This is a genomic window from Tahibacter harae, from assembly GCF_024437735.1.
Classification (GTDB): domain Bacteria; phylum Pseudomonadota; class Gammaproteobacteria; order Xanthomonadales; family Rhodanobacteraceae; genus Tahibacter; species Tahibacter harae.
Map to the genome: position 1 here is coordinate 14403 of NZ_JANFQO010000014.1, position 23839 is coordinate 38241.

A 23839-nucleotide genomic window follows, 5' to 3' on the forward strand; every position below is an offset into this window, starting at 1 on the left:
CCGCCGCCTGCGGTTGCGGCCGCCCGGCATGAGCGCGACCCCGGACCGGAGCACGCCCGATGCCGCCGCCGACTCCATCGCCGACCTGTATGCGAGCTGCTACAGCGAGCTGGTGGCCTATCTGCGCCGCCTCTGCGGCGACGCCGGCCTGGCCGAGGACCTGGCGCAGGAGGCCGGCATGCGCCTGATCTCGCAATCGCGCCGCGAGGCCATCGCCAAGCCCCGCGCCTTCCTGTTCCACGTCGCGACCAATCTGGCACGCGACCAGCTGCGCCGGCGCATGGTCAGCGACTCCTACGCCATCGACAGCGACTACGACGACGCCGGCGGCCACGCCCCGGGCGCCGACCACATCGCCAGCGTGCAGGAGGATGTGGCCCGGGTCAGCGCCGCGCTGAACACGCTGACGCCGCGGGCGCGCGACGTGCTGGTCCTGGCGCGCATCCACGGCCACACCCAGAAAGAAATCGCCGACCAGCTGAAGCTGCAGCCCAAGACGGTCGAGAACCACCTGACCCGCGCCCTGGCCCAGCTGGGCGCGGCCCTGACCGGCAGGCGCCGGCAATGACCACGGCCAGGGCAGGCCGCCAGCACCGTTTTTTGCCCGTTGGGGGCAAAGCGGCACTCGCGCGTCTAAGCGGGAGACCATGTCCATGAACCCGACCGAATCGCTGCTGCAACAAGCCGCCCGCTGGCACGCCATCGCCAGCGGCCGCAACCTGTCGGTCGACGAGTCCGCTTCGCTGGACCATTGGCTGGCGCAGAACCCGCGCCACCGCCTGGCCTATGCCGACATCTGCGCCGCGGCCTTCGCGCTGGAGCAAAGCCCCGCCGCCGCCGCGCAGCCAGTTGCCCGTCCGGCCGCCCGCAGCGCCGCGCGCACGTTCCTGCGCTGGAGCCTGGCCGCCGCGCCGCTGCTGGTGCTGGCCCTGGTCGTGGCCGGCCCGCGCGTGGTGCCGACCTGGCAGAACCTCAACAGCGATCTCTACACCGAGATCGGCAAGCCGCAGCAGCGCACCCTGTCCGACGGCTCGGTGCTGCAGCTGGACACCGACAGCGCCGTGCGCGTGAGCATGCGCGATGACCGGCGCGACATCGAACTGGTGCGCGGCCGCCTCTCCATCGCCGTGGCCAAGGATCCGGCGCGGCCGCTGCACGTGACCAGCGGCGGCGTGGATGCCATGGCCGTGGGCACGCGCTTCGTGGTCGACCGCAGCGACAGCGGCACCGGCGTGGGCGTACACGAAGGCATCGTGCGCGTGGCCGCCGGAAAAGGCGAACCGGTCGAGCTTTCCGCCGGCCAGCACGCCTTCGTCGCCAGCGGCGCCGACCAGGCCAGCCTGGGCCGCCGCGCCAATCTGGAAGAAGGCTGGACCGGCGGCGTGCTCAGCGTGGAGCAGGTCCCCCTGGCCGAGGTACTGGCCGAGCTGGACCGCTACCTGCCCGAGCGCATCATCCTGAGCAACGACGCCGAGGCCGCCCGGCCGATCACCGCCAGCCTGCCGCTGGACGATCCGGCCGCCGCGCTGCACGTGCTGGCGCAGACCGCCCAGCTCAAGCTGCGCCACATACCGCGCGTCGCCTACATCATGCGATGAGGCGACAGCACCGGCGCCGGCTCGCCTGTCTCATTGCCCTGGCCCTGCCGCTGCCGCTGCTGGCCGCCGACGCGCCGCCCGAATACGACATCGCCCTGGAAGCCGGCCCGTTGCTGGGCTGCCTGGAACGCCTGTCCGCCGTGGCCAATGTCGCCATCGTCGACCGTTCCGGCCGGGTCGCCAGCGCCGAATGCGCCGCCTCCAGCCGCCGCACCACCCTGGCCGAGGCGCTGGATGCACTGCTGACTCCGCTGGGCCTGGCCTGGCGCCGGCGTGAGGACGCGGCCATCGAGATCCTCGCCGCCGCGCCCAGCGAGCGGGTCAACCTGTCCGCCCTGACCATCGAGGACACCCCGCTGCCGTCGCTGGCGCCGGTGACTGCGGCCGCACCGCCGGTGACCGAAATGGTGCACGAGGCCATGAGCGTGACCCGGGTCGAACAGGACCGCCTGGCCACCGCGCCCTTCCTCAGCCTGAGCCAGATCGGCCGCTATGCGCCCAATGTCTATGCCAGCGGCGCCAGCCTCGCCATCCGCGGCCAGGAACGCGACCTGGACACCTTCAGCGGCCTCAGCGTGCGCCTGGACGGCATCGACCTGGGCACCAGCCTGATCGAGGGCGACATGGTGCCGGTGGAAGGCGTGGCCAGCATCCAGATCCAGCGCGGCCCGCGCAGCTTCGAGCGCGGCGGCAGTGCCACCGCCGGCGCGCTGGATCTCTACACCGCCGCGCCGGCGCCCACGCCCACCCTGCGCGCCACCGCTGGCATCGGCAACGACGGCCAGCTGCGCGGCTCGACTTCGTACTCGGACACCTTCGGCGAAGGCGAAAGCGGCATGCGCGTCGCGCTGGAGCGGCGCGTGCTGGCCAATTACGTGCACGAGGTCAACGTGCCCGAGGCCAACAGCAGCCACCGTACCGTCGACAACGCCTACGCCAAGTTCAACCTGGTGCCGGAATCGCTGCCGGGCGCGAGCATGGAGCTGTCCCTGCTCGGCGTGAGCGGCGACGATCCGGCCCTCTACACCGCCGCGGGCGAATTCCCGTTCCCGCTTTCGCGCGACCGCAACAGCTACGCCCGCGACACCGCGCGCACGCGCACCCGCGCGGCCGGCTCGGCCCTGGGTCTGCAATACGGCCGCGACGACTGGAACGTGCGCCTCAACGCCAACAGCACCGTGGCGCAGCAGAAAGGCCTGTGGATGGGCTCGGGCTTCGGCCCCACCGGCGACCTGAATTCCGAGCGCCGCCGCGCCGTCAGCCTGAGCGGCCGCTACATGCTGGACAACTGGGAAATGGCCGCCGGCGCGGAAGTCAGCGCGGTTTCCTTCGCCGACCGCGATGCCACCTGGGTGGCCGGTTTCCGCCGCCTGGGCGACAACCGCCAGGACATGGATTTCCGCACCCGCAGCGCCTGGCTGTGGCTGGGCCGGCACTGGGACGACGGGCGCTTCAGCGCCGGCGTCGGCCTGCGCCAGGTCAAGGAACGCGCCCAGCAGCGCTACGTCAGCATCGCCTGCGACGTGCCCGAGACCGATTTCGTGCCCCGACCCGGCCTCTGCGCCCAGCGCGATTCCACCCTGCTGTTCCAGCAGTTCGGCCGCATCGACACCAGCACGCCGGTGCCCATGCTGGTGGGCAACTGGCAGATCAGCGACCGGCAGCGCCTGAGCCTGAGTCACGGCCGCGGCATACGCAGCAGCGCCGGCGTGCGCCCGGAATGGATACAGCCGGCCGAGCGCGACGATTCCACCCAGCTCAGCTGGCAGGCCAGCTGGTTCGAGGAACACCTCAAGCTGCGCACCGCCGTGTTCCACACCCTGGTGCGCGAACGCTTCCATTACGTCACCAACCACGTCGGCGCGCGCGGCCGCATCTACGGCGCCGAACTGGAGCTGGAAGGCCGCCTGGGCCTGTGGCAGGCCACCCTGGGCCTGGGCCACCTCAGCGCGCGCTACGACTACTACCGCTACTACAACCAGGATCCGACGCCGCGCCTGCCTGGCGCGCCGAAACATACGGCCCTGTTCGGCCTGCGCTACGGCGCCGAGACCGGCTGGTACGGCTCGCTCGACGCCTATCACACGGCCGAGGCCGAGACCACGCTGGACATCAACCCGGGCAACCGCCGCCCGGCGTACAGCCTGGCCGATCTGCGCCTCGGCTACCGCCTGGCCGAGGCCGATTTCTCCCTGTCGGTGACCAATGCCGCCGATGCGCTTTACCTGGACCGGGTGGATTTCCGCTACAACGACCGCCGCCAGGAAACCCGCTACCGCCTGGGCGATCCGCGCCGGGTCGAGCTGCGCTGGCAGTACGAGTGGCAGTGAGGCAGCGCACCGGCGGCAATCGCACAACTTCGGCCACGCCGCGACACAGCCGCGACCACAGGCACCGCTAGAATCGGCGTATCGACCGGCTTGCGCAGACCCGCCCCGATGCACCTCAGCCCCGCGCCCGCACGCATTCATCGCGTCAACGCCGCCGCTGGGGCATCCCCGGGCCGGCAGCACAGCCCACGGCCGGTCCCGGCTTCAAACGCAATCTCCAGGGAAGAATCATGAATTTCATGCAGACGGTGGTGGCCGGCCTTGCGCTCGCGCTGCTGCCCGCCGCCGGCCAGGCCAAGACCTGCCTGGTGCTGGGCGGCGGCGGCGCCCGCGGCGCAGCGCATATCGGCGTGCTCAAGGTGCTGGAGCGCGAGCGCATTCCGGTCGACTGCATCACCGGCACGTCCATGGGCGCCATCGCCGGCGGCCTGTATTCGGCCGGCTACGATGCGGACGCGGTCGAGGCCGTGCTCAAGGGCATAGACTGGAAGGACATGTTCCGCGACGACCCATCGCGCGAGGAACTGCCCATGCGGCGCAAGGAAGACGAACTGCGCTTCCTCGGCGGCATAGAACTGGGCCTGAAGAACGGCAGCATCGCCCTGCCCCGCGGCATGATCCAGGGCCAGAAACTGCAGCTGCTGCTGCGCCGCCTGCTGCTGTCCACCCTGGAGCTGGACAATTTCGACCAGCTGCCGATTCCGTTCCGCCCGGTCGCCACGGATATTTCCAACGGCGAGAAAGTGGTGTTCAACGACGGCGACCTGGCCATGGCCATACGCGCCTCCATGTCCGTGCCCGGCGCGTTCGCGCCGATCCGCTACCGCGGCCGGCTCATGGTGGACGGCGGCATTGTGGACAATGTTCCCATCGACATCGCGCGCGAACTCGGCGGCACGCGCCTGATCGTGGTCAGCGTGGGCGAGCCGTTGCTGCCCGAGGAAAAGCTCAATTCGCCCTTCAGCATCGCCAACCAGATGCTGGGCACGCTGATGAAGCGCGAGACCGACCTGCAGATCGCGAGCCTGGACAAGTCCAGCGACGTGCTGCTGATACCGGAGATGGGCGATATCGGCAGCGCCGACTTCCACCGCTCCGCCGAAGCCGTCGCCGCCGGCCAGGCCGCCGCCGAGGCCGCGCTGCCGGCGCTGCGCCGCTACGCGGTCAGCGAGGCCGAGTACGCCGCCTTCCAGCAGCGCCATCACCGGCCCGAATTCGATCCGCCGCTGATCGCCTTCCTCGACGTGCTGCGCGGGCGCAGCCGCACCGCGGCCTACGTGGAGCAGCGCCTGTCCGGCAACGTAGGCAAGCCGCTGGACATAGACCAGCTGGAAAAGGACATAGGCCTGGCCTACGGCGACGGCAGCTACGAACGCATCACCTACAACGTGGAGCAGCGCGACGGCCAGACCGGCCTCAGCGTGAACCCGGTGGACAAGGGCTGGGGCCCCAACTTCCTGCGCTTCGGCCTGCGCCTGTCCGACGACTTCGCCGGGCGCAACAGCTACCAGCTCATCGGCGAGGTCAACTTCACCGGCCTCAACGAGCGCGGCGGCGAATCGCGCAATCGCATCGAACTGGGCCGCATCACCGGCTTGCACAGCGAGTACTACCAGCCCTTCGGCGCGGCCGGCCAGTTCTATGTCGCACCGTACCTGGAATACCGCGCCTACAACTTCCCGCTCAGCACCGACGCCACCGCCAACAACGCCCTGGCCGAATTCCGCCGCAGCCGCGGCACCAGCGCGGTGGAGCTGGGCTATACGCCGAATTCCGGCTGGCGCCTGTCCACCACGCTGGAGACCGGCTATGACGAGGTGCGCCGCCGCGTAGGCCCGCCCGAGCTGGGCCGCGGCGTCAGCCAGACCTACGCCGGCCTGACCTTCCGTGCCACCCGCGACAGCCTCGACGATTCGGGTTTCCCCAGCCGCGGCACGCGCCTGGACCTGTCGCAGCAACTCCTGCTCAACGGCGACGATTCCAGCCTTTCCGACGTGACCCGGCTGAGCTGGGACACGGCGTTCTCGCACGGCCCCAACCGCTGGCTGCTCGGCGCCCGCCTGCATTCGGCCGGCGGCAGCGACAACCTGCTGTCCACCTTCGGCAGCATAGGCGGACTGGCCAACCTGTCGGGCTTCACCGAGAACCAGATCCTGGCCAACCAGATCGCCCTGGGCCGGCTGGTCTACTACCGCCGCCTCACCGATGCGGAGAAGCTGGTGTCGGTGCCGGTCTACCTGGGCGCCAGCCTCGAAGCCGGCGGTGTCTGGGATTCGCGCGAAGCGATCAACCGCGAGGACCTGATCGGCGCCGGCAGCGTATTCCTCGGTATCGATACCTTCCTCGGCCCCATGTTCCTGGGCTTCGGCCATGCGGAAGGCGGCAACAACTCGTTCTACCTGAGCTTCGGGCCGCTGCTGCGTTCCGATCCCTGAAGCCGCGCGCCGCCGCGGCATTGTTCCCGCGGCGGCGGCTGCGCCCGCACCAGCCCGCCAGGCGCAGGCGCTGTCCGCGGGCTGCGCGCGGCGGCGGCAAAGCGCAGGTTCCGTCCGCGCCGCCATGCGCTGCCGCGCGGAAGAGGGCGCCGCAACATGACGCCGCGTGCCAGCGCGCAACCAGGCCGCGCCGGGAGCTGTCGCGCCGCAGCAATTTCCCGTTCGTACGATTGAATCGGCCGGCGCGGCCGTACTACCCTCCCGCCGATGACTGCGCCGCACCGCCCGCCCGGCGAGGCGGCCGCCGCGCGGTCCGCCCTCGCCGTTCCGCTCGAAAAGGACGCACCGTGAAAAAGGTATACGAATCGGCTTCGGCCGCGCTGGAAGGCCTGCTCTTCGACGACATGACCCTGGCCGCCGGCGGCTTCGGTCTCTGCGGCATCCCGGAGAACCTGATCCAGGCGCTCAAGGATGCCGGCACCAAGGGCCTGACCATCGTCGGCAACAACGCCGGCGTGGACGATTTCGGCATGGGCCCGCTGCTCAAGACGCGCCAGGTCAAGAAAGTGATCGCGTCCTACGTCGGCGAGAACAAGGAATTCGAGCGCCAGGTGCTGGCCGGCGAGCTGGAACTGGAACTCACCCCGCAGGGCACGCTCGCCGAGCGCCTGCGCGCCGGCGGCGCCGGCATCCCCGGCTTCTATACCCGCACCGCCTTCGGCACCAAGCTGGCCGAGAAGCGCGAGACCAAGGAATTCGACGGCAAGGAATACGTGCTGGAACCTGCCATCACCGCCGATGTCGCCATCGTCAAGGCGTGGAAGGGCGACAAGTTCGGCAACCTGGTCTATCGCAAGACCGCGCGCAACTTCAATCCGATGATCGCCACCTGCGGCAAGATCACCGTGGCCGAGGTGGAGGAACTGGTCGAAACCGGCGAGCTGGATCCGGACCAGATCCACACGCCCGGCATCTACATCGACCGCATCGTTCAGGGCAAAAACTACGAGAAGCGCATCGAGTTCCGCACCGTCACCGGCGGCGCACCCTCGGGCAAGGAGAACCCGGTGCGCGACATGATGGCGCGCCGTGCCGCCAAGGAACTGCGCGACGGCTATTGCGTCAACCTCGGCATAGGCATCCCCACCCTGGTCGCTAATCACATTCCGGCCGGCGTCAATGTGACGCTGCAGTCGGAGAACGGCCTGCTCGGCATAGGCCCGTTCCCGACCGAGGACCAGGTCGACGCGGATCTCATCAACGCCGGCAAGCAGACCATCACCGCGATCCCGGGTTCGAGCTTCTTCTCCAGCGCCGATTCGTTCGCCATGATCCGCGGCGGCCATATCGATCTCTCCATCCTCGGCGGCCTGGAAGTGTCGGAGAACGGCGATCTCGCCAACTGGATGGTGCCCGGCAAGATGGTCAAGGGCCCGGGCGGCGCGATGGACCTGGTCTCCGGCGTCAAGCGCGTCGTGGTACTGATGGAACACACGGCCAAGGACGGATCGCCCAAGATCCTGCCCGAATGCGCCCTGCCGCTGACCGGCAAGAACGTGGTCGATCTCATCATCACCGAGCTGTGCGTGTTCGAGGTCAAGGACGGCGGCGGCCTGCGCCTGATCGAGCTGCATGAAGGCGTGAGCCTGGAAGACGTGAAAGCGAAGACGGGCTGCACGTTCGAGATTGCGGAAGGTCTGGGCTGAATACCGCGGCGGCGCGTGCAAGGCGCGCCGCCGTTTCTCGCATACACGCAGGACACGCGCCGGCTTTCGCCGCCGGGCGGGCAGGTTTTGCCTGAATTCACGCTGCGCACAGGTTGCCGCCGCTGCGCTGCACCCGCGCAGCAGCGCACACGTCCCCGGCCATACCGCATTGCGCAAGCACGGAAGCCGCTGCGGCCGTTGCCGCCGTAATCGAACTCCACGCCGCCGTTCGCGCGCAGCGCGGCATCGTGCCGCCTGCCTGATCCACCGCAGCTGGAGTCAGCCATGCCCCATGACCAGATAGCAAAACCGGCCGCGGGCCGGTACTTCCCGTTCAGCGCCGGCGAACTCGCCCGCCAAGCGGCCGGTTTTTCCACGCATGCCTACAGCCCGGCGCCGCCGCGCATCGACCTGCAGCTCAAGAACTGCACCGTCGAATGCCGCCACGGCCATCAGCTCTGCACCTTCCTGCGCCGCAGCTATCTCGCGGCATTTTCGCTGCCGGAAACCGTGCCGGCCGGCCTCGCACGCCAGGCCGTGGAAGCCGCGCTGCAGCACTTCGCGACCATCGACAGCGGCCCGTATCCCGCGCTGCGGCAGCAGCAGCGCGTGGCCTATCGCGCCTTCCTCGGCCCGGTGGGAAAACTCTGCGTGACGGAACACCGCTTCAATGCGCAGGACATCCCCTGGCTCAGCACCGACCGCGTGGTGATGCTCTCGGCACGCCAGCGCGAATGCAGGGACCAGCGCGTGCTGTTGCAGCTCCAGCTCTGCTGAACCCGCTGAACGGACCGGCGGGCGCGGCGCTGACTGCGCCCGCCCGCCACCCGCTACACTCGCCCAACGCCTCTACAGGACCGGAGCCCCAATGACCGTCGGCAGTTACCTGGATACCTTCTTCGGCAAGCCCGTGCACAACTACAGCTACGGCGACCGCGTCAGCCGGCACGACGTGGTCTACCGTCTGTGCCAGGAATACGAGGCCGAGGAGACCCAGGTACAGTTGCTGGACGAGTTCCTGGGCCAGGTGACGCCGGCGACCTTGCAGGCGCTGGTGGTGGGCTCCTGGTCCGAGGCCTACGAAACCGGCCCGCAGAAACTGCTCGACCGCCTGGTCGAACGCCATCAGGAACTGCCCGAATTCAAGGCGCTGTTCGTCGGCGACATGACTTCCGAGGACTGCGAGATTTCCTGGATCCACCAGGGCGACTACGAAGACCTGCTGCAGAAATTCCGCACCCTGGAAGTGCTGCGCCTGCGCGGCAGCGAAAACCTGGAACTGCCGGCCTTCGAGCACCACGGCCTGCGCGAACTGGCGATCGAGTGCGGCGGACTGCCCACGGCCCTGGTGCGCAATCTGCAGCGTTCGATACTGCCGGCGCTGCGTCATCTGGAGCTGTGGCTGGGCGACGACAACTACGGCTTCGACGGCAAGCTGGACGACTACGCCCAGCTGCTGGAGAAGATACGCCCCGAGCGCCTGCGCTACCTGGGCCTGCGCAACGCGCAGATCAGCGACGAGCTGGCCATCCACATCGCGCGCCAGCCCTGGCTGAGCAGCCTGCATACGCTGGACCTGTCCATGGGCACGATAGGCGACAAGGGCGCACGGGCGCTGATCGACAGCCCCTATATCGCCGGCCTCAAGGTGCTGGACCTGCAGCACCACTACATCTCCGACGAACTCGTGGCCGCGCTGCGCAAGCTGCCGCTGCAGCTGCGCATCGACAAGGCGCAGGAAGAAGATGACGGCGACCGCTACGTCGAAGTCGCCGAGTGAGATCCTGCTGCTGGGCCATGCCGCGTCGCGGCGGACCCGGCTGCTGCAGCAGGCCTGCGCAAGGCGCGGACTGGGCGTGGACGTACTGGGCTGGAACGCATTCATTGCCGCGCCGCAACGGCTGGCGCAACAGCTGCACGAGCGGCGGTACCGCTGGCTCAAGATCGACTCGCCGGGCGAGGACGCCGATTGCGCCCTCGCCCTGCGCCGCCTCGGCTGGCGGTTGGACGGCGCGGCCGGTGCGCCGCCGCTGCCGCTGCTGCACGGCGAACAGGCCGCGCAGCCGCAGTGGTACGCCGGCCTGAATGCCCTGCTGGACGAAGTCGACGCCGCGCTGCGCGCCGTCGCGGCGCCGCCGCGGCTGCTCAACGGCACGGCCGGGATACGCCGCATGGTGGATAAATTTTACTGTCAACAAATCCTATCAGCCCACGCGACCGTGCCGCGGCAACTCGGCCTGGTGCAGTCGCTGCAGCAGTTCGAGGCGGACTGGCCCGCGCGCGACTGCCCGCGCGTGTTCATCAAGCCGCGATACGGCTCTTCCGCCGCCGGCGTGATCGCGCTGCAGCGCCATACGGACGGCCGCCTCAGCGCCATCAGCCCGGCCCGCCTCGATGCCCGCGGCCGCCTGTTCAACCATCTGCGCCTGCGGCGCTATACGGCACGCGCGGAAGTCGGCGCACTGGTCGATGCCGTCGCCGGCCAGGGTGCGTATGCGGAGTGCTGGGTGCACAAGCCGCGGGCACCGGCGCCGCATCAAGGTCACTACGACCTGCGCGTGGTCGCCCATGCCGGCCGGGCGCGGCAGCGCGTCGCGCGCCTGGCGAGCGGTCCTCTGACCAATCTGCACCTGGGCAATGCGCGTGCCCTGCCCGACTGGCTGGACAGCGCAACGACGGCTGCGCTGGAGCAGCAGGTCGCCGCCGCGGCCGCGGCATTCGCCGACTGCCACAGCATAGGCTTCGACCTGATCGCCGGCCGCCGCGGCATCCACGTGCTCGAAGCCAACTGCTTCGGCGACCTGCTGCCCGGATTGAGCCACGCCGGACAGGAAACCTATGACGACCAGGCCGAACTGATGCGCCGCGATGTCCACTGAAATTCCCGACATGAACACCTTCGCCGGCAGCCACGACCTGGTGCTGGTCACCCTGGACACCTTGCGCTACGACGTGGCCCAGGCGCAGTGGCGCGCCGGCGCGCTGCCGCATCTGGCGCAGTACATGGGTGAAGACGGCTGGGAGCTGCGCCACACGCCGGCCAGCTTCACCTATGCCGCGCATTGCGCCTTCTTCGCCGGCTTCCTGCCCACGCCGGCGACGCCCGGCCCGCATCCGCGCCTGTTCTGCCTGCGCTTTCCCGGCAGCGAGACCACGCACGCGCACAGTCTCGTCTTCGACGCAGCGGACAACATCGTGCAGGGCTTGGCCCAGCGCGGCTATCACACGCTGTGCCTGGGCGGCGTCGGCTTCTTCAATCCGCACACGCCGCTGGGCCGGCAACTGCCCGGCCTGTTCGCCGAAAGCCACTGGCGGCCGGAGTTCGGCGTCACCGCGCCCGACTGCACCGAGCACCAGGTCGCCCTGGCCTGCGCGCGCCTGGCTGCGCCGGAGCTGAGCCAGCGCCGGGTGTTTCTTTTCATCAACGTGGCGGCGCTGCACCAGCCCAACCGGCATTACCTCGACGGCGCGAGCGAGGACAGTCTGGACAGCCACGCCGCGGCGCTGCGCCATGTCGATGCCGCGTTGGCGCCGTTGTGGAAAATGCTGGAACAGCGCGGCCCGGCCTTCGTCATCGTCTGCTCCGACCACGGCACGGCCTACGGCGAGGACGGCTGGCACGGCCACCGCCACGCCCATCCCAGCGTGATGCAGGTGCCCTATACCCAGTTCCGGATCGGCGCACATGACTGACCTGCCCGCCCGCCTGCGCGCCGCGCCCTACCAGGCCTACAGCTACTCCTATCCGCACAAGTCGGCCTATCGCGAGCTGGCCCAGCCGGTGGATCTCGCCCGACTATGGCAGCAGGAAGACCGCAGCGCGTTGTTCGGCTACATCCACATTCCCTTCTGCACCTACCGCTGCGGCTTCTGCAATCTGTTCGCGCTGGGGCAGCCGGGTGCCGGCCTCGTCAACGGCTACCTCAACCAGTTGCTGCGCCAGCTGCGCGTGGTCGGCGCACTGCTGGGCGAGCGCCGCTTCGCGCGCTTCGCCATCGGCGGCGGCACGCCCACCTATCTGGACGCGGATCAGCTGGCCCGCCTGTTCGAGGCCGTGCAGACCCATCTGGTGCCCGAGCTGGTGCAGATTCCCAGCGGCATCGAGGTCAGCCCCGAAACCGCCACGCGCGAGCGCCTGCAGCACTGCCGCGCCGCCGGCGTGGATCGCGTGAGCATGGGCGTGCAGAGCTTCGTCGATGCGGAACTCGGCGCCCTGGTGCGGCCGGCGCAGACAACTGCCGTACTGCAAGCCGTCGATACCGTGCGCACCCTGGATTTCCCTACGCTGAACCTGGATCTGATCTACGGCATACCCGGCCAGACCCCGGGCAGCTTCGCCGCCTCGCTGCAAACCCTGCTCGCACTGCAGCCGGAAGAAATCTACCTGTACCCGCTGTACGTGCGCGAACGCACCGGCCTCGGGCGCATGCAGCGCAAACTGTCCGCAAACGCGGACGATCCGCGCCGCGCCCTGTACGAACTCGGCCGCGACACCCTGTGCGCCGCGGGCTATGTCCAGGTCTCCATGCGCCTGTTCCGCGCCGCGCATGCGCCGGAAAGCGGCGGCCCGGCGTATTGCTGCCAGGACGACGGCATGATCGGCCTGGGCTGCGGCGCACGCTCGTATACGCGCGGCCTGCACTACTCGGATCACTACGCGGTCGAGCGCGCCGGCGTCAGCGCCATCCTGCGCGACTACATCGCCCAGCCGGAAGAAGCCTTCGCCAGCGCGCGCTACGGCTTCGTACTGGATGCGCAAGAACAGCGCCGGCGCTATCTGATCCAATCCCTGCTGACCTGGCCCGGCCTGGATACCGCGGCTTTCGCCGCGCGTTTCGGCTGCGCCGCGCGCGACTGCTTCGGCGAACTCGACGAACTGCTGCAGGCCGGCCTGGCCGAAACCCGCGGCGAATTGATCGCGTTGACCGCACTGGGCATGGCCCATGCCGACGCCATAGGCCCCTGGCTCAATTCCAGCGCCGTACGGGCGCGCCTGGACGGCCATGCGGCGGCTTGAGTCCGATACGCTGCGCCTGCTCTACCGCGGCCGCCTGGCCAGCTGCAACTACGACTGCGGCTATTGCCCCTTCGCCAAGCGCCGCGACAGCCGCGCGCACTTGCAGCAGGATGCGGCGGAACTGCAGCGCTTCGTGGACTGGTGCCTGCAGGCGCCGGAAACCCTCGCCCTGCTGTTCACGCCCTGGGGCGAGGCGCTGGTGCGGCGCCACTACATGCAGGCGCTGGTCACGCTCAGCCATGCGCGCAACGTGCGCCGCGTCGCGATCCAGACCAATCTCAGCGGCAACCTGCATTGGCTGGAAAGGGCGAATCCCGCGACGCTGGCGCTGTGGTGCACCTTCCATCCCTCGCAGACGACGCAGGCCGCCTTCCTGCAGCGGCTGCGGCGCCTGCGCGGCTACGGCATACGCCACAGCGTGGGCACGGTGGGCCGGCGCGAAGACATCGCCGCCATCGCCGCGCTGCGCCGCGCCCTGCCCGACGGTGTATACCTGTGGATCAATGCCTTCGATCCGCGCCCCGACGATTACTACAGCGCCGCGCAGGTCCGCGAACTCAGCGCCATAGACCCGCATTTCGCCTACAGCCTGCAACCCCGCCCCAGCCTGGGCGCCGACTGCCGCGCCGGCGACAGCGCATTGTCGGTGGACGGCTACGGCGACGTACGCCCCTGCCATTTCATCGCCGCGCCGCTGGGCAATCTCTACGACGGCAGTTTCCGCGCCCGCCGCGCCGCGCGGCCCTGCCCCAATCCACGCTGCGACTGCTATATCGGCTACATGCATCGGCGCGACATAGGCCACGAGCGCCAGTTCGACCAGGGCGTACTGGAACGGGTGATGGACGGCTGGCCGGCGCCGCACGACGCCGGCTAGGTCGCGCGGACGGCATTCCGGCATCCGTCGCCGCTGCGCGCCGTTCGCGCCCGCCGATCCGCGGCCGGTCGCAGCACCGGCGGCGGCGGCACCGGCGCGTTCTACACTGCGCCGGACGCGGCCTCGCACCGCACCGGATCGCTGCTATCGTCGCCGCATGCGCACACCTGCACCACCGCCCCCGGCCCAACCCCGCGGCCTCGCCCTTCTGCCGGGCTGGCGCCGCGTGCTGACCGTGGCGGTCGCGGCGACGCTGTGGGGGCTGCTGGTCAGCCTCGGATTCACGATTCCAAGCTATGTCGTGGTCGGCCGCACGCTGTTCATCGCCTTCGTGCTGCTGCTGGTATTCAGCCTGCTGGAACAGTGGCCGCGCCAGCTGCCGGGCTGGTTTGCGCGCTGGGTATTGCAGGTGCTGGGCGTCGCGGTCGCCGTGCCGCCGACCGTGCTCCTGCTGTACCTCTATTGCACCGGCCCGGCGGAAGTGCCGCTATGGCAGGACAAGCAGCGCCTCAGCGGCCTGGCGACGCTCAGCGTCAGCGGACTGCTGTTCGCGCCCTGGTTCGCCGCGGCGGCGCTGCTGCGCCAGCGCGACAGCACGGTGCGCAACCAGGCGCTCAGCTTCCAGCTGGAGCGCGAGCGGCTGGAGCGGCGCGCGCTGGACGCGCGCCTGCGCCTGCTGCAGGCGCAGGTGCAGCCGCATTTCCTGTTCAACACCCTGGCCAATGTGCGCGAGCTGGTCGATTCGGGCTCGCCGCAGGCGTCCGCCGTACTGGGCAGCCTGATCGCCTACCTGCGCGCCGCGGTGCCGCGTCTCAACGATCCCGACAGTACGGTCGCGCAGGAACTGGAACTGCTGCGCGCCTACCTCGCCATCATGCACCTGCGCATGCCCGACCGGCTGCAGTATTCGCTGCACGCGGACGAAGCCGCGCTGGCCCTGCGCTGTCCGCCGACCTGCCTGCTCACGCTGGTGGAGAACGCGGTGCGCCACGGCATAGACCCCAGCGAGGAAGGCGGCCGCATCGATGTGCGCGTACAGGTCCGCAACGGCCGCTGCCTGGCTCAGGTCAGCGACACCGGCGTGGGCCTGCACGCGGGCAGCGCCGGACTGGGCACGGGCCTGGCCACGCTGCGCGAACGCCTGCAGCTCAGCTTCGGCCCGACGGCCACGCTCAGCCTGACGCCACAGCAGCCGCACGGCGTCTGCGCCGAACTGGATTTCCCCGCCCAACGAGGCCAGGCATGAATCCCCGCCGCCCCACCGCGCTGATCGCCGACGACGAACCGCTGCTGCGCAAGGCGCTCGGCCGCCTGCTCGCCGCGGCCTGGCCGGAGCTGGAAATCGTCGCCCAGGCACGCAACGGCCGCGAGGCGGTGGAACAGTTTGAACGCCTGCGCCCGGACATCTGCTTCCTCGACGTGCACATGCCCGGGCTCTCCGGCGTGGAAGCCGCGCAGCACATCGGCCGCCGCGCCCACCTGGTCTTCGTCACCGCCTACGACCAGTACGCGCTGCAGGCCTTCGAGCACGGCGCGCTGGACTATCTGATGAAGCCGGTGGAGACCGCGCGTCTGGCCGATACCGTCGCGCGCCTGCAGGAACGCCTGCGCGCCGTCGCGCCGCCGCTGGCCGATACCGAGGCCCTGCTCGAAGCCCTGGCCGCTCAGCTGCAGAAGAAGGCCGCGGCGCCGGCGCCGCTGCGCTGGATCCGCGCCTCGGTAGGCCAGTCGCTGCGCCTGATCGCGGTGGAGGACATCGCCTTCCTGCGCTCGGACGAGAAATACACCCTGATCGCCTGGCAGGGCGAAGGTGGCAAGCCCGGCGAGGCGCTGATACGCACGCCGCTGAAGGAACTGCTCACCCAGCTGGACCCGGCCCAGTTCGCCCAGGTGCACCGCTCGGTGGTGGTCAACCTGCGCGCGATCAGCCATGTCGTGCGCGGCGACAACGAGACCGCCGACATCCACCTGCGCGGCCGCGGCGAAGTGCTGCCGGTGAGCCGCAGCTATCTGCATCTGTTCCGCCAGATGTAGCCGCCGCGCGGGATCCGGGATCTGCGGATCCGCCGTGCGGCGGCCGGCGGCGTTCCGCCCGGGCGCCATCGCCCGTCGCTTGTCATATAAATACCGGATCGACGATCCCGCCGCCCCGTGAGCTGGCTCACGCAATGTTGCACTGGCGGCGAAAAACGACGGCGCACTGCAACATCAGCGGAAAAGAAAGATGACGTGCCGCAGAAGCGGCACGCCGTTCAGCCATCCATACGTCTTCAGGCCTATCTGCACGGCGCGTCGATCGAATCCCGATCCCGCGTCCTGCGCTTATGACGCTTGCGTGTTTTTTGCGCAATTGGACGGCACGCAACGTTTTCGCAGCGGAATCTGTCGCGACGCCGCCGCGCCGCGCGTGCGAAGGTGTGTCCGCGCCGATGCGGATGTACCGCCGGTTTCGTACGAATGCCTACGGGGGCATTCGCCATTCCCGGTCCGTAGCCCAGGCACTGCGCCGGGAGACGGAGTCTGCGCGCAATCTCCGGACCGATCTGCCCGGCCGAAGAGCCAGGCAGACATAGAACTACTGCCCAAGCCAAAAGCCAATCAGGGGGAATCATGCGTCGTTCGCGTTTGTATCTGGCCACAACATTGTTCTGCTGTGGAGCATTTCCCGCTGTTCACGCGCAGCAATCCGACAATTCCGCCGCCACGGACGAGAATGCCCTGGAGGAAATCGTCGTCACCGGCTCGCGCATCCCGCGCGCGACCATCGAAGGCCCGTCGCCGGTCACGGTGATTACGGCCGACGACATCCGCGCCAAGGGCCTGGGCTCGGTCTATGACGTGGTGCGTTCGCTGACCCAGTCCACCGGCTCGGTGCAGACCCAGCAGTTCCAGGGCTTCACCCCGGGCGCGGCCCAGGTCGACCTGCGCGGCCTCGGCCCCAGCTACACCCTGGTGCTGCTCAACGGCCGGCGCATGGCGGATTTCCCGCTCGCCTACAACGCCCAGAGCAACTTCACCGACATCGCCAACATCCCCACGTCGATGATCGAGCGCATCGAAGTGCTGACCGGCAGCGCCTCGGCGATCTACGGCTCCGACGCGGTCTCGGGCGTGATCAACTTCATTCTCAAGAAGAAGGCCGACGGCACCTCGCTCAACTACCGCATGGGCGACACCGACGAAGGCGGCGGCTTCTCCCAGCGCCTGCAGGTCAGCACCGGCGGCAGCATCGGCGAGCTGGACACCCTGTTCGGCCTGGAGGTCTACAAGCAGGACCCCATCTTCCAGTACCAGCGCAGCTTCCAGGATTCGCTCAACGACAATCCCGCGCTCAACGGCGGCCGCGCCATCGCCTCGCGCACGTTCCTGCGCTGGAACCCGGCCACGCTGCAGTACATCGACCCGGGCCAGGAGACCTGCAGCACGCTGTCGCACCTGAACCGCGGCACGGTGGATTACTCCTTCCGTCCCGGCCGCGGCTGGTACTGCGGCAGTACCGAGGCGCTCTACGGCACGGTGCAGAACGAGCGCGAGAACGCGGTCGGCTATGCCACCCTGACTTATCATATCAATGACGACATGCGCGCCTACCTGGACTTCCAGGCCGCGCACACCCGCACCAAGTTCGGCGGCGGCCCCAACTTCTGGGGTTATACCGGCTCCAGCGACAACGCCTACATCAACGCCGACACCGGCGAGTTCGAGGCACTGCAGCGCATCTTCACGCCGGAGGAAGTCGGCGGGCTCAACGCCATCCTCGACTACAACCGCGACAACACGCGCTCGCTCAACACCGGCATCGAAGGCAACATCGGCAACTGGCACTACGACGCCGGCTACTCGCATTCCAGCTTCCAGATGGTGCAGGCGCACCGCGCCATCGTGTCCGAGGCGGCCGACAAGTTCTTCCTCGGCGAAAGCCTGGGCGTGGACGAGGAAACCGGCTACGACCTGTTCTCGCCGGATATCAGCCGCCTGTACAAGCCGCTGACCCGGGCCGAGTACGAGTCGATCTCGCGCTTCACCCCGATCAACGCCAAGACGCGCTCGGAGTCGTTCAATTTCAGCATCGACAATGGCGAGCTGTTCTCGCTGCCGGCCGGCGACGTGGGCATGGCGGCGGTGGCCGAATACGGCAGCCAGTCGTATGCCATGGACATCGATCCGGACGTGATCGCCGGCCGCTACTTCGGCTGGACCGGCACCGGCGGCAGCGGCTCGCGCAGCCACTACGCCGTGGGCACCGAGTTCCGCGTGCCGCTGCTGTCCAACCTCAACCTGACGCCGGCGGTCCGCTACGACAGCTATTCCTTCGCCGGCAACTCCACCGGCAAGCCCACCTATGCGCTGGGCCTGGAATGGCGTCCGCTGGAATCGCTGCTGGTGCGCGGCAGCGCAGCCACCAGCTTCCGCGCGCCGGACCTGCACTACGTCTTCGCCGGCCCCAGCGGCGCGTACTACAGCCTGACCGACTACTACCTCTGCCGCACGCGCCAGCCGGACCGCCCATACTCCGCCTGCGACTACGACGGCATCTCGGTCAAGGGCACGCGCGCCGGCAACCGCAGCCTCGACGACGAGACCGGCAAGTCCTTCACCTACGGCTTCGTCTGGTCGCCGGTGCCGGAATTCGACATCAGCGTGGACTACTACGACATCCGCCTGGATGACGCGATCACTGACCGCGACCTCGACGAAATCCTGCGCACCGAAGCCGACTGCCGCATCGGCCGCACCGAAGGCGGCGCGGCCATCGACATCAATTCGCCGACCTGCCAGCAGGCGCTGGCGCTGATCCAGCGCATTTCGGATACCGCACCGGTCAACCCGGGCCAGATCGGCGGCGCCAATACCTACCCGATCAACGCCGCGGCGCTGCGCAACTCGGGTATCGACGCCAGCCTCAATTACCGGCTGGAAACGGCGAATTCCGGCGACTTCCGCTTCCGCCTCAACTACACCGGCGTGCTCAAGTACACCTACCGCCAGTTCCCGGGCGAAGCCGACCGCAACATCCGCGACGACCTGGGCTACGACAACCTGCGCAGCCGCGTCAGCGGCAGCGTGAGCTGGAACTACGGCGCGCTGACCACGACGCTGTTCGGCCAGCGCTACGGCTCGCTGCCCAAGAGCGACCAGAGCGGCCGCTACGGCCCGAGCATGACGTACAACCTCTCGGCCGAGTACCGCGTCACCGAGAACGCCCGCATCAGTGCCGCGATCAACAACATCCGCAACACGCCGCCGCACCGCGACAGCACCAACAGCGTCTATCCGTACTACGACCAGTTCCAGTTCGATCCCATCGGCCGTCAGTACTACCTGGAATTCGCCTACCGCTTCGGCGGTTCGGCACGCTGAGCAAGGGGTGGAACGGACGTAGACCTTCTCCAGCCGCGCCGGTGCAGGCAGACCCTCCCCAGGCCGCTTGACTTGCACCGGCCGCCGATCAAAACGTAGCGCCTCCCCGGTTCCGCTACGCGCCCTCGGCCTTCGCTGCCCCCCACGGAGAATGTCCGCGCACCGTCCCACCCGCAGTTGCGCAGCACCCGGTCTAACCGCCGGGTGCTGCGCCCTGCAAATCCGCGGTTTTCGCTTGCGCCGGCACACGAACCGGCAGCGGCCGCCGGCGCCGCAGCCGCAGCAGCCAGCAGAGCGTCAGCAGCGCCGCCGCGAATACCGGCAGCGACAGCAGTCCGGAGCTGCGCAATGCCGGCGGAAACAGCCTGGCCTGGCCGAGAAAGAACGACGCGCTGGCGACGAACAGCGCGAAGCCCAGCCGCCACAGATGCCGCGCCAATCGCGGCGCGCCTTCGATCGCGCCCCGGCGCAGCAGCCGCCAGTCCGCCATGGCGCACAGCAAGGCGACGCCGCCGAAGATGAAGCAACCCAGGCCCATGCCGCGATTCCGGCCGCCGATCAGCGCCGCACCGGCGGTCCACGCCAGCACACCGGTCAGCAGCGCAAGGCACATCAGCGCCTGCAGCAACCTGCGCGACTGCGCCACCGGCCGCAGCACAGCCAGCCAGCCCGTCGCCACCAGATAGAACGTCAGCAGGCCGGCGCTGAGCGATAGCCATTCCGGCTTCAGCAGCGCGAGCACCGCGCCGCTGGCGCTCATGCCCAGCATGGCGGCAACGAACACCAGCCCCGCGCGCCGGTGCAGCCCGCCGCCCTTGCGCGCGAGCATGGCCAGCGCGCCGGCGATCAGGGCCAGCAGTCCGGCGGCGATATGGATGGGCAGCATGGCGCGTCTCCTGGGTGGGTGCAGCCGCCGCGGCGGCCTGGCGAAGCCGCGCGGAACGCCGGCGATCGTGGCCCCGCGCAGCACCTGCCGGCGAAAGCGCACCGGCTGCGCCACCTTGAAGCCGCCGCCGGCCGCAGCAAAACGCATTGCGACGGAAGACCGTGACTGAGGGCCGAGCTGCGGGATTCGGGATTCGGGATTCGGGATTCGGGATTCGGGATTCGAGATTCGGATTCGGATTCGGATTCGGATTGGGATTCGGGACCGGACCAGATCCGCAAACGGCAGCCTATCCGCGCGCCGAAAGAAACCCCACGCCAGGACAGAGCCCAGCCGGAGCAGGAAGCGACGCATCGCCGGATCCCGCCTCTCCACTGCCGAAACCCAAATCCCAAATCCCGAATCCCGTTCCTCCACTCCCAAAAAACCGTCATCCGTCGCATCGCGCTCCAGGCGCCTGCCGCTCCTGGCCACACTGCGCCTGCCGCTGCCCGTATGACGACAGGCGCGCCGTCCAAATCCGGCGCGCCTCATCCGTCCGCCGCAGCGGCCCGTTTTCCACACCAGGCAGGCATTCCATGAGCGCAAGTCCCGCAACTGCGACCCCGCTGGCCGAACGCGCGCAGCCGCGCGCGGGCAATGGCGTCATTCCGGCCGGCTACGGCGAAGGTCGGCTGGCGCGCGCAGGCGCACCGGCGCTGAAGGCCGCCGCGGCGTTCTGCTACGGCGTGATGGCGCTGGGGCAACTCATCTTCGCCATCTACGTTGCCGGCTTCTACGGCGGCGCGCTGGCGCAGGGAAACCTGTATACGTGGAATAAAGTACTTCCGCACGGCTATGTCGCGGGCGATGCGCTGGGCAACCTGATCCTTGCCGTACATCTGGCCTTTGCCGTGGTCATCACCCTGGGCGGCAGCCTGCAACTGCTGCCGGCGCTGCGCCGGCGCGCGCCGCGGCTGCATCGCTGGAACGGCCGGCTGTATCTGTTCGCCGCCCTGCTGCTCAGCCTGGGCGGACTGGTGCTGCTGTGGACGCGCGACCGGGTGGGCGACCTGCCGCAGCATCTGGCGATCAGCCTCAATGCGCTGTTGATCCTGTTGTTCGGCCTGGCCACGCTGCGCAGCGCCGTCGCGCGCCGTTTCGAGGCGCACCGGCGCTGGGCGCTGCGCCTGTTCCTGGCGGTCAGCGGTGTATGGTTCTTCCGCGTGGGGCTGATGTTCTGGCTTATCGCCAACCGCGGCCCGGCCGGTTTCGATCCGCAGACCTTCAGCGGTCCGTTTCTGACTTTCCTTGCCTTTGCCCAGTACCTGCTGCCGCTGGCGCTGCTGGAACTGTACCTGCGCGCGCAGCAGAACCGCCGCGGCCTGACCAAGCTGGCGACAGCGGCGCTGCTCGCGCTGGCCACGCTGGCGATGGCCGCGGGCATAGCCGGGGCGGCACTCGTGATGTGGTTGCCGCGGCTGTAGGCAGCCGCGCGCCGGCCATCGCCGCCGGCCCTGCAGGGCCATGGCACGTCCGTTGCTTGCTGCAGCGTCGACTGCGCCGCGCGTACGCAAGACGCGGCGCGTCGCCTGTATTTCTGCAACGGACTTCCGCATGGCTCATTTTGTCACCGGTCTGATCGCCCGCCGCGCCGCGCTGCAGGCGTTTGCCGCCGAGCAGGGATTGCCTGCGCCGGTGGCGCTGACCGATGTGCTGGCCCTGCTGCCGCTGAGCCAGGACGCCCTGGATCAGTTGCTGCCGCAGACCGCGCACGAGTTCTATCCCGGCTTCAACGCCCTCTCGCTGGACCTGGCCCGGCTGCTCGCCGCCGGCTCGCGCCGCGCCACGCTGCTGTATTTCGAGACCGAGTATTTCGGCGGCGAAGGCACCCAGGGCGCGGCCGTGTTCCGCGACGGCGAGCTGGTGTTCGGGCCGCAGTCGGCCGAACTGGGACCGATCAACAACGCCCTGGCCCTGCTCGGCGTGAAGACCGTGCCGCCGGCACTGGACGAATTCGAGACCGTGGGCCTGCAGCGGCACCGCGACAACGACGCCTGGCTGGCGAGCGGTAACTGAACCCGCTGGCACGCACAGCCGTCCGGCAATGCCAGAGCGAACGCCGCGGCGGCACAGCCGCGACGGCACCCGCGCCAGACACCGCCACGGCGGCATCCGGCGCGAATCGGCGCTGCGCCAGGCCCTTGGCTACTGCGGTTGCATTCCGGCCGCCGCCACGGCGAAATGCCGGACTGTCTCACGCACCGTGGAGCGCGCGATGCCACACCGGGGTTCCTGTCTTTGCGGCGCGGTGCGCCTGGAGATCGACGGCGAGCTGCACGCGCCGGATGCCTGCCATTGCAGCCAGTGCCGCAGGATGACGGGGCATTACTGGGCCTCCACCGACGTGCCGGACGCGCAGCTGCGCATCAGCGGCGCCGAGCATGTGCGCTGGTATCAGTCCTCGGCCAAGGTGAAGCGCGGCTTCTGCGCCAACTGCGGCAGCGTGCTGTTCTGGAAGCCGCTGCAGCGCGACACCACGGCCGTGTCCATGGGTGCGCTGGAAACGCCTACCGACACGCAGCTGGCGCGGCACATCTTCGTCGCCGACAAGGGCGACTACTACCGCATCGACGACGGGCTGCCGCAGAACCCGCAGTGACCAGACGCCGCGCGGCAGCGCCGGCTCAGCAGCCGGTCACTTCCTGCTGCGCCACCTGGCGCACCAGCTCGCCCTTGCCGGCCGCGCCGGACAGGAACAGGGTGGGCCGGCTCAGGTTGTAGTGGTCGGTGGTATCCAGCAGCAGATCGACGCGGCCGTCGCGGTCCAGGTCGCCGGCAAACAGCAGCCGCGGCACGCCTTCGCCGAAGCCCGGCCGGCCGTCCTCGCCGGCCAGCGCCTCGCGTTCCAGCAGCACCTGGCGCTGCCCGCCCTCGGCCAGGCTGAGGCGGCAGCGGCCGTCGGCCGTGGTGCATTCGGCAACCAGGCGGAAAGGCTTGCCGGCCAGCGTGGACTCGAACGGCCGGGCCGTGGAGAAGTCCACCTCCGCCGGCGCGGCAACGGGCACATCGCCGGGCGCCAGCGCCGCGATGCCGCGCAGGAACACCAGCGCCTCGATGCCGGGCGCGGCGACGCTGCGGCCGGTCTTCTCGTCATCGGCGTCCAGCACCGGATCGTTGACGGCTTCGACCTTGAGCCGCGTGCTCTGCAGCCGCGCCTTGCCGTCAGCGACGACCAGGGCCAGCCAGGTCTCGCCGTCGCGGGCGCTCACTTCGTCGCCGTGGAAATTCTCGCCGGGCAGGTTGAGCGCGGGCTTGGGTGCGGCGGCACCGGCGATGCCGGCCAGCAGCAACAGGGACAGGACAGCGTATCGGTTCATGCGTGGAATCATGGACAGGAGAATGCGGCGGAATCGGGCCGGCCCGCGGGCAAAAGCCGGGCCGCGGCACCCGTACGGCATTCCCTTGCAGTGCCGCGGCTGCGCGGACCAGACCTTGGGCACCGCTCCGGCCATAGCAGGAAACGTCGCGGCGGGAGGAAGCGAACAACCGGGATTCGGGATTGGAGGCGCGGACTTGGCGCGATCCGGCAGCGGTGCGCTTGCGTCAGGCAACCGGGCAGAAGCCGGGGATTGCAGTCATCCATTGCC

General features: G+C 69.2%; 19 protein-coding genes and 1 pseudogene. 18 read left to right on the plus strand and 2 right to left on the minus strand.

Annotation, left to right across the window (positions count from 1 at the left end):
• Positions 1–28 precede the first annotated feature (28 nt).
• The 15 genes and pseudogenes from NM961_RS15070 to NM961_RS15140 all read left to right on the plus strand — a co-directional run bounded on the left by NM961_RS15070 (position 29) and on the right by NM961_RS15140 (position 19324).
• Positions 29–568, plus strand: coding sequence for an RNA polymerase sigma factor (locus tag NM961_RS15070; protein WP_255915234.1), 540 nt, complete (start codon positions 29–31; stop codon positions 566–568).
• An 85-nt stretch (positions 569–653) separates the two neighbouring features.
• On the plus strand, positions 654–1598 hold the full coding sequence (locus NM961_RS15075; RefSeq protein ID WP_255915235.1) for a FecR family protein: 945 nt from the start codon (positions 654–656) through the stop codon (positions 1596–1598).
• On the plus strand, positions 1595–3928 hold the full coding sequence (locus NM961_RS15080; RefSeq protein ID WP_255915236.1) for a TonB-dependent receptor: 2334 nt from the start codon (positions 1595–1597) through the stop codon (positions 3926–3928). Before NM961_RS15075 ends, NM961_RS15080 begins: the two co-directional genes overlap by 4 nt.
• Before the next feature lie 230 nt (positions 3929–4158).
• Positions 4159–6363, plus strand: coding sequence for a patatin-like phospholipase family protein (locus NM961_RS15085; RefSeq protein WP_255915237.1), 2205 nt, complete (start codon positions 4159–4161; stop codon positions 6361–6363).
• A gap of 347 nt (positions 6364–6710) precedes the next feature.
• A pseudogene (locus NM961_RS15090) lies at positions 6711–7406 on the plus strand (CoA transferase subunit A); the annotation flags it as partial.
• 33 nt (positions 7407–7439) lie between these two features.
• A complete protein-coding gene (locus NM961_RS15095) occupies positions 7440–8069 on the plus strand; it encodes a 3-oxoacid CoA-transferase subunit B (RefSeq protein WP_255915354.1) in 630 nt (209 codons plus the stop codon).
• A gap of 285 nt (positions 8070–8354) precedes the next feature.
• Positions 8355–8846 (plus strand): hypothetical protein, encoded by a 492-nt coding sequence (locus NM961_RS15100; protein ID WP_255915238.1) that lies wholly within the window; start codon positions 8355–8357, stop codon positions 8844–8846.
• 91 nt (positions 8847–8937) lie between these two features.
• On the plus strand, positions 8938–9849 hold the full coding sequence (locus tag NM961_RS15105; protein ID WP_255915239.1) for an STM4015 family protein: 912 nt from the start codon (positions 8938–8940) through the stop codon (positions 9847–9849).
• Entirely contained in the window at positions 9815–10948 is a 1134-nt protein-coding gene (locus NM961_RS15110) for an STM4014 family protein (RefSeq protein WP_255915240.1), read from the plus strand. Before NM961_RS15105 ends, NM961_RS15110 begins: the two co-directional genes overlap by 35 nt.
• Complete coding sequence (locus NM961_RS15115; RefSeq protein WP_255915241.1) at positions 10938–11762, plus strand: STM4013/SEN3800 family hydrolase; 825 nt, start codon at positions 10938–10940, stop codon at positions 11760–11762. The genes NM961_RS15110 and NM961_RS15115 overlap by 11 nt, the downstream gene beginning before the upstream one ends.
• A complete protein-coding gene (locus tag NM961_RS15120) occupies positions 11755–13086 on the plus strand; it encodes an STM4012 family radical SAM protein (RefSeq protein ID WP_255915242.1) in 1332 nt (443 codons plus the stop codon). Before NM961_RS15115 ends, NM961_RS15120 begins: the two co-directional genes overlap by 8 nt.
• Positions 13073–13963 carry an STM4011 family radical SAM protein gene (locus NM961_RS15125; protein ID WP_255915243.1) on the plus strand — a complete coding sequence of 297 codons (891 nt, stop codon included), beginning with the start codon at positions 13073–13075 and terminating at the stop codon, positions 13961–13963. The genes NM961_RS15120 and NM961_RS15125 overlap by 14 nt, the downstream gene beginning before the upstream one ends.
• Before the next feature lie 226 nt (positions 13964–14189).
• The gene (locus NM961_RS15130) at positions 14190–15209 is read left to right on the plus strand and encodes a sensor histidine kinase (protein WP_255915244.1); all 1020 of its coding nucleotides are present in this window, start codon (positions 14190–14192) and stop codon (positions 15207–15209) included.
• Positions 15206–15997, plus strand: coding sequence for a LytR/AlgR family response regulator transcription factor (locus NM961_RS15135; protein ID WP_255915245.1), 792 nt, complete (start codon positions 15206–15208; stop codon positions 15995–15997). The genes NM961_RS15130 and NM961_RS15135 overlap by 4 nt, the downstream gene beginning before the upstream one ends.
• Positions 15998–16573: 576 nt before the next feature.
• The gene (locus tag NM961_RS15140) at positions 16574–19324 is read left to right on the plus strand and encodes a TonB-dependent receptor plug domain-containing protein (RefSeq protein ID WP_255915246.1); all 2751 of its coding nucleotides are present in this window, start codon (positions 16574–16576) and stop codon (positions 19322–19324) included.
• A 193-nt stretch (positions 19325–19517) separates the two neighbouring features.
• On the opposite strand, the gene NM961_RS15145 is transcribed toward NM961_RS15140, so the two are convergent.
• Positions 19518–20564, minus strand: a complete 1047-nt coding sequence (locus tag NM961_RS15145) for a hypothetical protein (RefSeq protein ID WP_255915247.1) — start codon at positions 20562–20564, stop codon at positions 19518–19520.
• Between the two features lie 224 nt (positions 20565–20788).
• Between NM961_RS15145 and NM961_RS15150 the strand changes: the two genes are divergently transcribed.
• From NM961_RS15150 to NM961_RS15160, 3 genes are all read left to right on the plus strand, one after another.
• Positions 20789–21676 (plus strand): DUF2306 domain-containing protein, encoded by an 888-nt coding sequence (locus NM961_RS15150; RefSeq protein ID WP_255915248.1) that lies wholly within the window; start codon positions 20789–20791, stop codon positions 21674–21676.
• A 130-nt stretch (positions 21677–21806) separates the two neighbouring features.
• On the plus strand, positions 21807–22268 hold the full coding sequence (locus tag NM961_RS15155) for a hypothetical protein (protein WP_255915249.1): 462 nt from the start codon (positions 21807–21809) through the stop codon (positions 22266–22268).
• 199 nt (positions 22269–22467) lie between these two features.
• Positions 22468–22851 carry a GFA family protein gene (locus tag NM961_RS15160; protein WP_255915250.1) on the plus strand — a complete coding sequence of 128 codons (384 nt, stop codon included), beginning with the start codon at positions 22468–22470 and terminating at the stop codon, positions 22849–22851.
• A gap of 25 nt (positions 22852–22876) precedes the next feature.
• On the opposite strand, the gene NM961_RS15165 is transcribed toward NM961_RS15160, so the two are convergent.
• The gene (locus NM961_RS15165; protein WP_255915251.1) at positions 22877–23569 is read right to left on the minus strand and encodes a hypothetical protein; all 693 of its coding nucleotides are present in this window, start codon (positions 23567–23569) and stop codon (positions 22877–22879) included.
• Between the last annotated feature and the right edge of the window lie 270 nt (positions 23570–23839).

Excerpts from the sequence above, each read along its gene's own strand:
- NM961_RS15145 (WP_255915247.1), bottom strand. The coding sequence starts at position 20,564 with ATGCGTCGCTTCCTGCTCCGGCTGGGCTCTGTCCTGGCGTGGGGTTTC.
- NM961_RS15140 (WP_255915246.1), top strand. The coding sequence starts at position 16,574 with ATGCGTCGTTCGCGTTTGTATCTGGCCACAACATTGTTCTGCTGTGGA.
- NM961_RS15075 (WP_255915235.1), top strand. The coding sequence starts at position 654 with ATGAACCCGACCGAATCGCTGCTGCAACAAGCCGCCCGCTGGCACGCC.
- NM961_RS15080 (WP_255915236.1), top strand. The coding sequence starts at position 1,595 with ATGAGGCGACAGCACCGGCGCCGGCTCGCCTGTCTCATTGCCCTGGCC.
- NM961_RS15165 (WP_255915251.1), bottom strand. The coding sequence starts at position 23,569 with ATGAACCGATACGCTGTCCTGTCCCTGTTGCTGCTGGCCGGCATCGCC.
- NM961_RS15115 (WP_255915241.1), top strand. The coding sequence starts at position 10,938 with ATGTCCACTGAAATTCCCGACATGAACACCTTCGCCGGCAGCCACGAC.
- NM961_RS15095 (WP_255915354.1), top strand. The coding sequence starts at position 7,440 with ATGATGGCGCGCCGTGCCGCCAAGGAACTGCGCGACGGCTATTGCGTC.
- NM961_RS15105 (WP_255915239.1), top strand. The coding sequence starts at position 8,938 with ATGACCGTCGGCAGTTACCTGGATACCTTCTTCGGCAAGCCCGTGCAC.
- NM961_RS15085 (WP_255915237.1), top strand. The coding sequence starts at position 4,159 with ATGAATTTCATGCAGACGGTGGTGGCCGGCCTTGCGCTCGCGCTGCTG.
- NM961_RS15100 (WP_255915238.1), top strand. The coding sequence starts at position 8,355 with ATGCCCCATGACCAGATAGCAAAACCGGCCGCGGGCCGGTACTTCCCG.
- NM961_RS15070 (WP_255915234.1), top strand. The coding sequence starts at position 29 with ATGAGCGCGACCCCGGACCGGAGCACGCCCGATGCCGCCGCCGACTCC.
- NM961_RS15110 (WP_255915240.1), top strand. The coding sequence starts at position 9,815 with ATGACGGCGACCGCTACGTCGAAGTCGCCGAGTGAGATCCTGCTGCTG.
- NM961_RS15155 (WP_255915249.1), top strand. The coding sequence starts at position 21,807 with ATGGCTCATTTTGTCACCGGTCTGATCGCCCGCCGCGCCGCGCTGCAG.
- NM961_RS15125 (WP_255915243.1), top strand. The coding sequence starts at position 13,073 with ATGCGGCGGCTTGAGTCCGATACGCTGCGCCTGCTCTACCGCGGCCGC.
- NM961_RS15160 (WP_255915250.1), top strand. The coding sequence starts at position 22,468 with ATGCCACACCGGGGTTCCTGTCTTTGCGGCGCGGTGCGCCTGGAGATC.
- NM961_RS15120 (WP_255915242.1), top strand. The coding sequence starts at position 11,755 with ATGACTGACCTGCCCGCCCGCCTGCGCGCCGCGCCCTACCAGGCCTAC.
- NM961_RS15135 (WP_255915245.1), top strand. The coding sequence starts at position 15,206 with ATGAATCCCCGCCGCCCCACCGCGCTGATCGCCGACGACGAACCGCTG.
- NM961_RS15150 (WP_255915248.1), top strand. The coding sequence starts at position 20,789 with ATGAGCGCAAGTCCCGCAACTGCGACCCCGCTGGCCGAACGCGCGCAG.